The organism is Micromonospora sp. WMMB482 (assembly GCF_019038635.1).
In the GTDB taxonomy this organism is placed as follows: Bacteria; Actinomycetota; Actinomycetes; order Mycobacteriales; family Micromonosporaceae; genus Micromonospora; species Micromonospora marina.
Genome location: NZ_JAHOPD010000020.1, coordinates 5573953 through 5586906, shown reverse-complemented (window position 1 = coordinate 5586906; position 12954 = coordinate 5573953). Strand labels below are relative to the sequence as shown.

Here is a 12954-nt window from a genome sequence, read left to right as displayed (position 1 = left end):
CATTGACAGTTAGTTGGGCTTCCAAAGAAACTGGCGGGACCGCCCGTGGACGCCGCGAGGAGACGCCCATGCCGTACCGCCCGCCGCTGGTCCCGTACGAGACGTTCGTGGCCGACCCGCCCGACCTGCCGGTCCGCGCCCCCGGCGAGGAGGGCGCCGACGACGTGCTGCGGGCCGAGGTCGCCACGACCGACGCGCACGGTGTCACGCTCACCGCGACCTGCGCGTCCGGCCGCACGCTGGTCGCGCGGGTCGAGGCCGCCGGGGACGGGATCATCCGGGTACGCCTCGCCGACGACCTGTCGGTCCGCAGCCGGTCGGCACGGGCGCTGACGCTGGTCCACCCGCAGCCGCACCCGGCCACCGTGACAGTCGCCGACGGGCACGTCCGGGTCGGCGCCGGTAGGGTCGTGGCCGAGGTGCGCCTGGACCCGTGGGGACTGCGCTTCGTCACACCCGACGGACGGCTGCTGCTGGCCGCCGACAGCGGCACCCGGGACATCAGCGGCCGCCGCCGCACGCTGCCGCTGGGCCGCTCCACGTTCGACGGCGAGCCGGTCGCCTGGCACGAGAGCTTCGTCGCGCCCGGCGACGAGCGGTTCGTCGGCTTCGGGGAGAAGTTCACGCCGCTGGACAAGCGCGGCCAGCGACCGCTCATGTGGAACTTCGACGCCTTCGGCGGCGAGTCCGACCGCTCGCACAAGAACGTGCCGTTCTACCTGTCCGACCGGGGCTACGGCGTCCTGGTCGACAGCGGCCTGCCGGTGCAGTTCGACGTGTGCGCCGGCACCCACAGCAGCGTGCAGATTCTCGTCCCGGACGACCTGCTCGACTACTACGTGCTCGCCGGGCCCGCCCCGGCGCAGGTGCTCGACCGGCTCGACGCGCTGACCGGACGGCCGTACCTGCCGCCGAGGTGGGCGTTCGGCGCGTGGATCTCGTCCGGCTTCTTCCCGGACAGCCAGCAGCGCGTCCTGGATCGGGCCCGGCGCATCCGCGAGCGGGACATCCCCTGCGACGTGCTGCACCTGGACTGCTACTGGCAGGTCGCCGGGCACTGGTCGGACCTGCGCTGGGACGCCGACGCCTTCCCCGACCCGGACGGGATGCTCAAGACCCTCACCGAGCAGGGCTTCCGGATATGCCTGTGGATGAACCCGTACCTGATGACCGGCAGCCCGCTCTACGCCGAGGCCGAGGCCGCCGGGTACCTCCTGCGTCGCCCGGACGGGAGCACGTACGTCGCCGACACCTGGCACGGCAGCTACCCGGAGTGCGCCATCGTGGATCTGACGAACCCGGCCGCGGTGCGCTGGTTCCAGGGCCTGCTGCGACCGCTGCTGGCGCAGGGCGCCGCCGTGTTCAAGACCGACTTCGCCGAGGGCGTGCCCGCCGACGCGGTCGCGCACAACGGCATGACCGGCGTCGAACTGCACAACGTGTACGCGCTGCTGTTCAACGACGCGGTCGCCGACGTCACCGAGGAGGTGGCCGGGCACCGCACCGTGTGGGCACGCTCGTCGTACCTGGGCGGACAGCGGCACAGCGCGCAGTGGAGCGGCGACGTCAACGCCACCTGGCCGGGCATGGCCAGCACGCTGCGCGGCGGCCTGTCCCACGGGCTGTCCGGGGTGCCGTTCTGGAGCCACGACACCGGCGGCTTCCACGGCACGCCCGAGCCGGACCTGTACGTGCGCTGGACCCAGTTCGGCGCGCTCTCCCCGCTGGTGCGGCTGCACGGCACCACGAGCAGGCTGCCGTGGGAGTTCCCGCCCGAGGCGGAACGGCACGCGGTGGACGCGCTGCGGCTGCGCTACCGGCTGCTGCCGTACCTGTGGTCGGCGGCGGTGGCGAGCGCCCGTACCGGCGGCCCGATGCTGCGGGCGCTGCTGGTCGACACCCCGGACGACCCGGCCGCCTGGACCGCCGACCTCCAGTACCGCCTCGGCGCGGATCTGCTGGTGGCGCCGGTGCTCGACCCGTCGGGCGAGCGCGCCGTGTACCTGCCGGTGGGCGACGACTGGCTCGACGCGTACACCGGGCAGCGGCACGCCGGCGGCCGGCACCTGCGGGTGCGCGTGCCGCTGGACCGGCTGCCGCTGTACGTGCGGCACGGCGCGCTGATCCCCACGGTCGCGCCCGCGGCGACCGTGGGGACCGGCCCTTTCCGGGACGTCACGCTGGTGGCCTGGGGCGGCGTCGACGGGGTGACGGTGGTGCACGACCCCGACGGCGACACCACGATCACCGCCGTACGCGACGGGGACACGCTGCGCATCCGCGTGGACGGGTCGCTGGACATACGGCGGGTCAGCGTGGTCGGGGAGGATCCGCCGCTCCGGGTGGTGCTCGGCGGCGAGCCGGTCCCGGTGACGCCGTTCGTGCCGTGGCTCGGCGGCGGAGACCGGGCAGCCGGGATTCCGCCCATTTAGTTTAAGCTGTAGCCGAACTCGGGCCGGGCGCAGGAGGCAGTACGTGATCAGCATCGACCGGCCGACGGCCGACCTCGGCGACGTGCGGGTGACCAACCGGGCCGCGGTGCTCCGGCACGTCCGCCGACATGCCCCCTGCTCCCGGGCCGACGTGGCCGCGCGCACCGGGCTGAACAAGGCCACCGTCTCCAGCCTGGTCGCCGAGCTGATCGAGCACGGCCTGCTGCGGGAGACCGGGCTGACCGAGAACCGGGTGGGCCGCCCGGCCACCATGCTCGTCCTCGACGGCTCCCGCTACGTCGGGCTCGGCCTGCGCATCGGCGCGGACGAGCTGGTGGCGGTCGCCGCGGGACTGGGCGGCGACCCGGTGCTCACCTGGCGACGGGCGTTCCCCGCCGCCACCGCCGGTCCCGAGGAGACGGTCAAGGCGCTCGCCGCGCTGACCCGGCGGGCCGTCACCCGGATCGGCACGGACCGCACCGTGCTCGGCCTGACCGTTGCCGTACCCGGACTGGTGGACCCGGACGGCGACGTTCCCGCCGCCCCGGCGCTGGGCTGGCGCGGTGTGCCACTGGCCGCGTCGGTGCGCCGCGCGCTACGCGACCCGGGCTTCCCCGTCGCCGTCGACACCGAGGCCAACCTCGCCGTGCTGGCCGAGCGACGGCACGGCCCGTACGCCGCCACGACCGACCTGGTTCACCTCACGGGCGGCCCGGCGATCGGCGCGGGCCTGATCAGCGGCGGCCGGCTGCTGCGCGGCGGCCGGGGCTTCGCCGGGGACGTCGGGCACCTGCCACTGGCCGCGGACGGCCCGGCCTGCGACTGCGGGCGGCGCGGCTGCCTCACCGCGCTGCTCGGCGTGGACGCGGTGATCCGCCGCCTGCTGCCCGACACCGGCCCGGTCACCGACCACCTGCCGGAGATCGAACGGATCCAGGCCCTGGCCCGGGCCGGGGACGAGCCGGTACGGACCGGCCTCACCGAGATGGGCCGGCTGCTCGGGCAGGCCGTGTCGGTGCTGTCCGGGCTGCTCGACCCGGAGGTGGTGGTGGTCGGCGGCCACCTGGCGGCGCTCGCGCCGTGGCTGCTGCCGGCCGCCCACGCCGAACTCGCGGCCCGCACGCCCGTCCCGCCCGGCGTGCGGCTGGAGGCCGGCACGCTCGGGTCCGCGGCCGGTGCCCTGGGCGGGGCCACCGCCGCACTGGCCACTGTGGAAGCGGGTCGCCTGCCCGTCGGATGACCCCTTGACCGCACCCGCCGGAAGGTGTCAACCTCGGTAGCGCCGCGTTCCGGGACCGGGCAGCCCCGAAGCGGCGTGTTTTTCGGCAGGTGTCGAAGCGCTTCACCACCGCTCCGGGCCGACACCGCCGACCCCACCACCCCTTTTCGCGTACGCGACGCCGCATCACCGGCTCGTCCGTCGAAGCGCTTCGACGGACGAGCGGCAGCACGTACGCCGACCGGAGGCGCCCACCATGACCGATCCCGTCCCCCACCGTCTCGACGACCTGCTGGCCCGGCTCACGCTGCCGGAGAAGCTCGGCCTGCTGCACCAGTGGCAGGCGCCGGTGCCCCGGCTCGGCCTGCGCGCGTTCCGCACCGGCACCGAGGCGCTGCACGGCGTCGCGTGGCTCGGCACGGCCACCGTCTTCCCGCAGGCGATCGGCCTGGCCGCGAGCTGGAACCCGGACCTGATCCGGGCGGTCGGGGCCGCCGTCGGGGACGAGGTGCGGGTCAAGCACCGGGCCGACCCGGACCGCGTCGGCCTCAACGTGTGGGCGCCGGTGGTCAACCCGCTGCGCGATCCCCGGTGGGGACGCAACGAGGAGGGCTGGTCCGAGGATCCGTGGCTGACCGGGCGGCTGGCCACCGCGTACGCGCTGGGGTTGCGCGGCGACCATCCGATCCGGCTGCGCACCGCGCCGACGCTCAAGCACTTCCTCGGCTACAACAACGAGACCGACCGGGCCACCACCTCCAACGACCTGCCGCCCCGGGTGCTGCACGAGTACGAGCTGCCCGCGTTCCGCGCCCCGCTCACGGCCGGCGCGGCGGTGGCGGTGATGGCGTCGTACAACCTGGTCGACGGCGTACCGGCGCACCTGAGCCCGCTGATCGAGGGTGAGCTGCGCGGCTACGCCGACGACGAGATCATGGTGGTCGGTGACGCCGGGGCAGTCGGCAACATCGCCGGCGTGCAGGAACACCTGCCCGACCACGTGGCCGGGTTCGCCGCCGCGCTGCGCGCCGGGATCGACAGCTTCACCGAGGACGACGAGGACAGCGCCCCCACAGTGGAGCGGCTCACCGAGGCGCTGGCCCGCGGGCTGATCGACGTCGCCCACGTGGACCGGGCGGTGCGACGGATCCTGTCCGTCCGGTCGCGGCTCGGCGACCTGGACCCGGACCCCCACGACGACGTGCCGCCCGACACGCTCGACAGCCTCGCCCACCGGGAACTCGCCCGCGAGGCCGCCCGCCAGTCGGTCGTGCTGCTGCGCAACGACGGCCTGCTGCCGCTGCGCCCCGGCACCCGCGTCGCGGTGCTCGGCCCGCTCGCCGACACCGTGCTCACCGACTGGTACAGCGGCACCCCGCCGTACACCATCAGCGCGTACGCCGGGCTGCTCGGACGCCTGCCCGGGGTGACCACCCACCCCGGCACGGACCGGATCACCCTGCGCGCCGGCGACCGGGCGGTACGCCTCGACGGCGACGGCCCGCTGACGCTCGGCGACAGCCCGGCCGAGTTCGACGTGGTCGACTGGGGACAGGACGTGGTGGCGCTGCGCGCCGTGGACACCGGCCGGTACGTCGGCGCCGACGACACCGGGGCCCTCGTCGCCGACCGCGACGGACCGGGCGGCTGGGTGGTACGCGAGACGTTCCGCCTGCACCACCGGCCCGACGGCACCGCGCTGCTGCACCACCTGGCCACCGGCCGGCACGTCGGCGTCGCACCGGACGGACGGCTGAGCGTCGCCACCGGCGACCCGGCCGTGTTCACGGTGACGCTGCTCGCCGACGGGGCCGCCGCTGCCGCCGCACTGGCGGCCGACGCCGACGTGGCGGTGGTGGTGCTCGGCAACCACCCGATGGTCAACGGCCGGGAGACCGAGGACCGCGCCGACCTGGCGCTGCCGACCGGCCAGGCGGAGCTGCTGCGGGCCGTGCACGCCGCGAACCCGCGTACCGTGCTGGCGATGACCAGCAGCTACCCGTACGCGGCCGGCTGGGCGCAGGAGCACCTGCCGGCGGTGCTGTGGAGCGCCCACGGTGGACAGGAACACGGCAACGGGCTGGCCGACGTGCTCCTCGGCGCCGCCGACCCGGGCGGGCGGCTGACCCAGACGTGGTACGCCGACGCCGCCGAACTGCCCGACCTGCTCGACTACGACGTCATCGGCGCCGACGCCACGTACCTCTACCACCGGGGCGAGCCGCTGTACCCGTTCGGGCACGGCCTCAGCTACGCCGAGTTCGACTACGCTGACCTCCGGTTGAGCACCGCCACGGCGCGCGCCGGCGAGGAGGTGGAGGTGAGCGTCGAGGTCACCAACACGGGCCGCCGGCCGGGCACCGAGGTCGTGCAGCTCTACACCCGGCAGCGACGCTCCCGGGTCAAGCAGCCGCTGCGGCAGTTGCGCGACTTCGCCCGCGTCACACTCGACCCGGGCTGCGCCGCCCGGGTGACGATGCGCCTGCGTACCGCCGACCTGGCCTGGTGGGACGAGACCCGCGCCGCGATGGTGGTGGAGGACGCCGTCCACTCGGTGCTGGTCGGCCGGTCCGCGCGGGACATCCGGCTCGCCGGCGCGCTCGCCGTCACCGGCGGCGACGCCACCACCGAGCCGGCGGGCACCAGCTCCGGGGCGGCCCGGTGACCGGCCGGACCCCCGGTGAGCAGGTCACCATCGCCGACGTGGCCCGGCACGCCGGGGTGGCCGCCAGCACCGTGTCGTACGTGCTCAGCGGCAAACGCACCATCTCGGCCACCACCCGCAGCCGGGTGCTCGCCAGCGTCCGCGCGCTGGGCTACCACCCGCACGCCGGGGCCCGCGCGCTCGCCAGCCGCAGGGCCAACGTGATCGCGCTGGTGCTCCCGCTGCGTACCGGCATGCAGGTGCCGGTGGTGATGCGGTTCGCCACCGCCGTGGTCACCACCGCCCGCCGCCACGACCACGACGTGCTGCTGGTCACCGCCGACGAGGGACCGGCCGGGCTGCACCGCATCGCGGGCAGCGCGCTCGTCGACGGCGTGCTGCTGATGGACGTGGAACTGAAGGACTCCCGGGTGCCGCTGCTGCGGGAACTGGCGTTACCGGGCGTCCTGATCGGGCACCCCGCCGACAGCACCGGGCTGGCCTGCGTGGACCTCGACTTCCGGCGCGCGGGAGAGCTGTGCGTGGAACACCTGGCCGCCGCCGGGCACCGGCGGATCGCGCTGCTCGGCGCCCCCGCCGCCGTCTACGACCGGGGCACCGGGTTCGCCCACCGCACCCGCGCCGGGGTACGCGCCGCCGCGCAGCGGCTCGGCATCGACGCGGTGACGCGGCCCTGCGAGGAGGGACCGGCCGCGGTACGCCGTGACCTGGAGGCGCTGCTCGCCGACCACCCGGACGTCACCGGGCTGGTGGTGCAGAACGAGTCGGCGGTCGGGCCGGTGCTCGCCACGCTGCCGCTGCTGGCCCGCCGGGTGCCCCGCGACACCTCGGTCGTCGCGATCTGCCCGGACGAGCTGGCCGAGCAGTCGGGGCTCACCTGCGTACCGGTGCCCGCCGAGGAGGTCGGCCGGCAGGCGGTGGCGCTGCTGATGCGGCGGCTGAGCGGCGAACCGGTGCCGGAGGTGACGTTGCTGGAACCGCACCTGACCGTGCGGGACACCAGCGCCGGACGGTGACGGCGCACCGCATCCACGACACCGCACCGGCCGGCGACTGGACCGACGCGTTCCTCACCGGCAACGGCGAGCTGGGACTGATGGTCCACGGGCGGCCGCACGCGGAGCGGATCGTGGTGAACCACCACCGGCTCGTCCTGCCCAACGGCACCCGGGACGCCCGCGCGCCCGAGCTGGCCGGCCGGATGCCGCACATCCGCGCGCTCGTGCTCGCCGGGCGGCGCGCCGAGGCCGCCCGGCTGCTCACCGGCGGCCGGGAACTGGAGTGGACCCAGTCGTTCCACCCCGGGTACGCGCTCACCGTCGACGCCGCGCCCGGACCGGCGCGCGGCTACCGGCGCGACACCGACCTCACCAGCGGGGAGGTGACTGTCGAGTGGTCGGGCGGGCGGCGGCGCTGCTTCGCCTCCCGGGCCGACGCCGTGGCGGTGCTCCACCTCGACCAGGGCGACTGCGTGGTCGGGGCGACGGGTGACCTGCCCGGCAGGCCCGCCGACGTGGTCTACGAGCACGCCGCGTACCGCCGCGACGGGCTGGTGTTCCTGCGGGTCCGCGCCCGTTACCCGCAGGCCGGTGGGGCGTACGGGTTCGAGGGGCTGACGCTGCTGCGCGGCGACGTGAGCGTCGACGGCGACCGGGTGCGGGTACGCGGACCGGCGCTGCTCACCACACTCGTCGACCGGCCCGGCGCGCCGCCGTGGCGTACCCGGGCGTCGGAACGGCGGCTCGCCGCGCTGCCCGGTGACTACGACGCGCTGCTGGCCCGGCACGTGCCGCGCCATCGCGGCCCGTACGCCCGGGTCGGCCTGGACCTCGGCGTGCCCGCCGCCGACCGGGCGCTGCCGGTGGGTGACCTGCTGGCCCGCCAGGCCGCCGCGCCGGACCGGCTGGACCCGGCGCTGCTGGAAAGGTTGTTCCACTCCGGCCGGTACCTGCTGTTCAGCGCGAGCGGGGTGCTGCCGCCCCGGCTGACCGGGCTGTGGCTGGGGTCGTGGGACGCGGCGTGGGCCGGTGACTTCACCACCGACGCGAACCTGAACCTGCAACTGGCGGGCGCGAACGTGGGCGCGCTGCCGGAGGTGACAGCGGCGCACGCCCGGCTGGTCGCCGCCCAGGTGGACCACTGGCGTGCCAACGCCCGGGCCGTGTACGGGGCACGCGGGCTGCTGGCGCCCAGCCGCACCGACGGCGAACACGGGCACCTGTTCCACGTCCACCCGCAGTGGCCGTTCACCGCGTGGCTGGCCGGCGCGGACTGGCTGCTGCATCCGCTGTACGAACATCACCTGGTCACCGGTGAGCCGCTGGGCGAGGTGGCCGGCTGGCTGGCCGAGGTGGCGGACTTCTTCGCCGACGTGCTGACCGCTGTGGACGGGCGACCGGCGCTGGTGCCGTCGTACTCGCCGGAGACCGGCCCGTACGACGACTCCGGCCGGACCGCGCCGGTCGCGGTCAACGCCACCATGGACGTCGCCGCGGCCCGGCACGCGCTGCGGCTGGCCGCCGAGGTGACCGGCGAGGACCGGTGGGCCGGGACACGGCCGCCCGGCTACCTGATCGACGGGCGCGGCGCGCTGGCCGAGTGGGCGTGGCCCGGCAGCACCGGCGACGAGGACCACAGGCACGTCAGCCACCTGTATCCGGTGTGGCCCCTGGACGAGATCACCAGGGACGACACACCGGAGCTGGCCGCCGCCGCGCACCGGGCGCTGACGCTGCGCGGCGACGAGGACCGGTCCGCGCACGGCAGCCTGCACCGGGCGCTGGCGGCGGCCCGGCTGCGCGACGGTGACCTGGTCGCGGCGAACCTGCGCAAGATCCTCGGCGCGGACATGTTCTTCCGGTCGCTGATGAGCGCGCACAACCCGGTCCGGACCACGTACAACGCCGACGCCGCGCACGCGCTGCCGGCGGTGCTGATCGAGTCGCTGGTGCAGTCGCGTCCGGGGACACTGCGGCTGCTCCCCGCGCCGCTGCCGGGCCTGCCCGCCGGGACGCTGCGCGGCGTCACCTGCCGGGGCCGGGTCACTTTGGAGGAGCTGACCTGGGCGCCGGGCCGGGTCCGGGCGCGGCTGGTGTCGCCGGTGGCGCAGCGCGTGGTCGTGCACGCGCCGGGCGGCCACCGTGCGGTGGCGCTGGCCCCGGACCGGCCGTACGAGATGGTGTTCGGCTAGATGTTGTCGGGCTGGTGCAGCGCCGGGTGGCTCTGGCCCGGCGCGGCGTACCAGGGCGGGGCGTCGTCGGTGAGCGCCGTGCCGATCCGCAGCCGCGCCCAGTCGTCCAGGTCGGGCAGCGCGTCCGGGGCGAACCAGGCCACCGCCAGCGACTCGTCGCCGTCGGCCGTCGGCGCCCCGCCGACCGCCCGGCAGCGGAACCAGATGTTCAGGTATTCGCAGGCGTCGCCGTTGGGGTAGACCACCGGATGGGTGGCCACGCCGGCGAGCCGGTCGATCGCCACCGTCACGCCGGTCTCCTCGTGGACTTCGCGCACCACCGCGTCGGCCGGCTGCTCGCCCGGGTCGACGGTGCCGGCCGGGACCGACCAGCGGCCGTTGTCCCCCCGGCGGGCCAGCAGCACCCGTCCCGCTTCGTCGGTGACCACGCCGCTGACGCCGTACAGCATCAGCAGGTCGTGGCCGACGTGGCGGCGCAGCCGGGCGATGTAGGGCGAGACGGCCATGGCGAGCAGGCTACCGGCGGTCCTGCCGGCGCCGCCGGACCATGCCCTCGGCCAGCGCCGCACCGTCCAGGTCACCGGCGGCCAGCCGTCCGGCGACGGTACGGCGCACCATCCGGTCGGCCAGCGCCGGAGCGTGCCGGGCCAGCGCCAGTTCGATCCGGCCGCGCCGCGTCGTGGCCACGTCCCGTGGCGCGCGCCGGGCGGTGGCGGCGCGCAGGATCGCGGCCACCACCCCCTCGACCGGCTCGGACCGGGACACGCCGCTCAGCGACAGCCCGGCCGCGACCGTGCTGTCGTGGATCGGGGAGGCGACCATGCTCGGGTAGACGACGCTGACGCCCACATGGGTGCCGACCTCGTGGCGCAGCGCGTCGGCGTACGCGACGAGCGCCCGCTTGCTGACCCCGTACGCGGCGGCCAGCGGCAGCGGCAGCACCGCCATCCGGCTGGCCACGAAGATCACCCGGCCGCGGGCGGCCTCCAGGGCCGGCATCGCGGCGGCTGTGGTACGCCAGGCGGCGAGCAGGTTCACCTCGATCTGGCGGCGGACCACCTCGTCCGGCGGCAGCTCGGCGGGTGCGGGTCCGCCCACACCGGCGTTGTTGACGAGCAGGTCCAGCCCGCCGAGCCGGTCGAGTGCGGCGGCCACTGCCGGTGGCGTCGCGGCCGGGTCGGTCAGGTCGACGCCGAGCACCGGCGGTGTGGCGTCGGGGTCGGCGTGCAGGTCCAGCCCGACCACGTGGGCGCCTGCGGCGGTGAGCGCCGCGCCCAGGTGCTGCCCGAACGTGCCCCGCGCGCCGGTGACCAGCACCCGCCGCCCGGCCAGCCCGCTGGTCCGGCCCGGCGCGCTCATCGTGCCGCTCCGGCGCGGCGCCGGCCGACGGCCAGTTCGCGGCCCAGTTCGGCCAGGTAGACGTCGAAGTCCACGCGCATGTGCGGGCGGCGCTGCCCCCACCGGGCGGTGGCGGCGCGCAGTTCGTCGCGGCAGGCGGCGGCCTGGCGGGCCGGATCCGGTGGCGCCCAGGTGCCGGCCAGGCGCGCGGCCACCAGCCGGGCCTGCGCCTCGACCAGGGGGAACGCGGCGCCGGTGGACTGCATCAGTCCGACGAACGCCAGCCCGGGGGCGTCCAGGTGGAACACGTGCCGGTACAGCGGGAGCCGGTCCGCGCCGTCGCCGAGCAGCGCCGGGTCGAGGAACGGCACCTCGACCCGGTAGCCGGTGCACCACACGACCAGGTCGACCTCGTCGGTACGGCCGTCGGTGAACTCGGCCCGGTCGCCGTCGAAGCGGGCGATGCCGGGCCGGGCCTGGATGTCGCCGTGGGTGAGCCGGGACAGCAGCGCGTCGGACAGCGTCGGGTGGTCCTGGAGGAAGCCGTGCGCCGGCGCGGGCAGCCCGTACCGGGCGGGCGGCCCGACCGCTGTGGTGATCATGGTCTGGCTGATCCGCTGGCGCAGCCGCCACGGCAGCCGCCGGGCCAGCGCGCCGTTGAGCGTGTCCGACGGGCGGCCCAGCAGGTACTTGGGCACCACCCAGACGCCGCGGCGCAGCGACAGCAGCGTGCGCTCGGCCGCGTACGACGCGTCGACGGCGATGTCCATGGCGGAGTTGCCGCCGCCGACCACGAGGACCCGGCGCCCGGCGAGCTGCTCCGGGCCGCGGTAGTCGTGGCTGTGCATCTGCTCGGCCGTGCACTCACCCGGGTACGGCTCGGGTCGCTTCGGCACCCGGTTGTGCCCGTTGGCGACCACCACCGCCTCGACGTCGACCTCGACCGGGCCGTCCGGGCCGGTGGCGTGCACCCGCCAGCCGTCGCCGGTGCGGGTGACCCGCTCGACGGTGTGCCGCAGCCGTACCGCCTCGCGCAGCCCGAACCGGCCGGCGTAGTCGGCGAGGTAGCCGGCGACGCGCGTGTGGTCGGGGTAGTCGGGCCAGTCGGCCGGCATCGGGTGGTCGGCGAACTCGGTGCGCCCCTTGCTGGTGTTCAGGTGCAGCGTCCGGTACGCGGGCGAGCCGGGCGCGCCGTACACCCAGAGGCCGCCGAGTGTGTCCGCCGCCTCGAACGCGATCGCCGGGACACCGGCGTCGGCGAGCGCCTTGAGTGTGGCCAGCCCGGCGGCTCCGGCGCCGACGACCGCGACCCTGGGTGTGGCCATACCCGCCTCCTTAATCCAACGACTGATGGATAATCCCCGGGGCGGGAGCCGGCGTCAAGGGCGGGTGCCTCCCGGGCCGCCGGCGTACAGCGCGTCGAGGAACCGGTGCACGAACGCCCGGAACTCGCGCCGCTCCCGCGCTCCGGAACCGTTACCGGCGGCCAGCGCCACCACGTGCCCGTGCACCGCCCAGACCAGGGAACGCACCGTCACGTGCGGGGTCGGCTCGGTCAGCGCGCCGGCCCCGGATGCGGCCACCAGCAGTTCCTCGACCAGCCCGTACAGCGGCGCGGCATAGCGGCGGTCCAGCTCACCGTGCCGCTGCGGCTCCAGCCAGCGGCGCAGCCACAGCGCGGTCGTCTCCGGCCGGTCCTCCAGGAAGTCGACGAACGCGTCCACCAGGTCGTGCAGCGCCCGCACCGCATCCTGCGGGCCCGCCGCCAGGGCCGACCGGGCGCGTTCCCCGGCCGCCTCGATCACCTCCCGCTCGGCGCTGAACACCCGGGCGAAGCAGGCGTCGTAGAGCTGCGCCTTGGTGCCGGTGTGGTGCACGACGGTGGCCGCGTCCACGCCCGCCGCGGCGGCGACGTCGCGGACGCTGACCGCGTCGAACCCCCGGTCGGCGAACAACGCGGTGGCGGCGGTGAGCACCAGGTCACGGGTCGGCCGCTGGTCGTCGCGGCGGGGCCGGCCCGGCCGGCGGCGAGGCATGGTCATCCGGCCATTGTTCCCCCTACAATCCAGCAACCGTTGGATTGGGGGCGGCGCGCCCCGAGGACAGGAGA

At 75.7% G+C, this 12954-nt stretch carries 9 protein-coding genes; 5 read left to right on the top strand and 4 right to left on the bottom strand.

Annotated features, from left to right (window positions below; genetic code table 11):
• Positions 1-68 precede the first annotated feature (68 nt).
• The 5 genes from KSK32_RS27245 (at position 69) to KSK32_RS27225 (ending at position 9506) form a co-directional block, all read left to right on the top strand.
• Entirely contained in the window at positions 69-2432 is a 2364-nt protein-coding gene (locus tag KSK32_RS27245) for a TIM-barrel domain-containing protein (protein ID WP_216933826.1), read from the top strand.
• Between the two features lie 43 nt (positions 2433-2475).
• Positions 2476-3672 (top strand): ROK family transcriptional regulator, encoded by a 1197-nt coding sequence (locus tag KSK32_RS27240; protein ID WP_216933824.1) that lies wholly within the window; start codon positions 2476-2478, stop codon positions 3670-3672.
• A 235-nt stretch (positions 3673-3907) separates the two neighbouring features.
• Positions 3908-6316, top strand: a complete 2409-nt coding sequence (locus tag KSK32_RS27235; protein ID WP_216933822.1) for a beta-glucosidase — start codon at positions 3908-3910, stop codon at positions 6314-6316.
• Positions 6313-7332 (top strand): LacI family DNA-binding transcriptional regulator, encoded by a 1020-nt coding sequence (locus KSK32_RS27230; RefSeq protein ID WP_216933820.1) that lies wholly within the window; start codon positions 6313-6315, stop codon positions 7330-7332. The genes KSK32_RS27235 and KSK32_RS27230 overlap by 4 nt, the downstream gene beginning before the upstream one ends.
• On the top strand, positions 7329-9506 hold the full coding sequence (locus tag KSK32_RS27225; RefSeq protein WP_216933818.1) for a glycoside hydrolase N-terminal domain-containing protein: 2178 nt from the start codon (positions 7329-7331) through the stop codon (positions 9504-9506). Before KSK32_RS27230 ends, KSK32_RS27225 begins: the two co-directional genes overlap by 4 nt.
• Here the strand turns inward: KSK32_RS27225 and KSK32_RS27220 are convergent.
• The 4 genes from KSK32_RS27220 to KSK32_RS27205 are packed head-to-tail and all read right to left on the bottom strand — an operon-like array spanning position 9503 to position 12886.
• Positions 9503-10012 (bottom strand): NUDIX domain-containing protein, encoded by a 510-nt coding sequence (locus KSK32_RS27220; RefSeq protein ID WP_216933816.1) that lies wholly within the window; start codon positions 10010-10012, stop codon positions 9503-9505. The genes KSK32_RS27225 and KSK32_RS27220 overlap by 4 nt on opposite strands.
• Positions 10013-10022: 10 nt before the next feature.
• On the bottom strand, positions 10023-10865 hold the full coding sequence (locus KSK32_RS27215) for an SDR family oxidoreductase (RefSeq protein WP_216933814.1): 843 nt from the start codon (positions 10863-10865) through the stop codon (positions 10023-10025).
• Complete coding sequence (locus KSK32_RS27210) at positions 10862-12169, bottom strand: NAD(P)/FAD-dependent oxidoreductase (RefSeq protein WP_216933806.1); 1308 nt, start codon at positions 12167-12169, stop codon at positions 10862-10864. Before KSK32_RS27210 ends, KSK32_RS27215 begins: the two co-directional genes overlap by 4 nt.
• Before the next feature lie 54 nt (positions 12170-12223).
• Positions 12224-12886: a TetR/AcrR family transcriptional regulator gene (locus KSK32_RS27205; RefSeq protein ID WP_254187206.1), complete on the bottom strand. Its 663-nt coding sequence runs from the start codon at positions 12884-12886 to the stop codon at positions 12224-12226.
• Positions 12887-12954: the final 68 nt, after the last annotated feature.

Coding starts and splice junctions, on each gene's coding strand:
- KSK32_RS27245 (WP_216933826.1), top strand. CDS start 69: ATGCCGTACCGCCCGCCGCTGGTCCCGTACGAGACGTTCGTGGCCGAC.
- KSK32_RS27235 (WP_216933822.1), top strand. CDS start 3,908: ATGACCGATCCCGTCCCCCACCGTCTCGACGACCTGCTGGCCCGGCTC.
- KSK32_RS27220 (WP_216933816.1), bottom strand. CDS start 10,012: ATGGCCGTCTCGCCCTACATCGCCCGGCTGCGCCGCCACGTCGGCCAC.
- KSK32_RS27215 (WP_216933814.1), bottom strand. CDS start 10,865: ATGAGCGCGCCGGGCCGGACCAGCGGGCTGGCCGGGCGGCGGGTGCTG.
- KSK32_RS27210 (WP_216933806.1), bottom strand. CDS start 12,169: ATGGCCACACCCAGGGTCGCGGTCGTCGGCGCCGGAGCCGCCGGGCTG.
- KSK32_RS27205 (WP_254187206.1), bottom strand. CDS start 12,886: ATGACCATGCCTCGCCGCCGGCCGGGCCGGCCCCGCCGCGACGACCAG.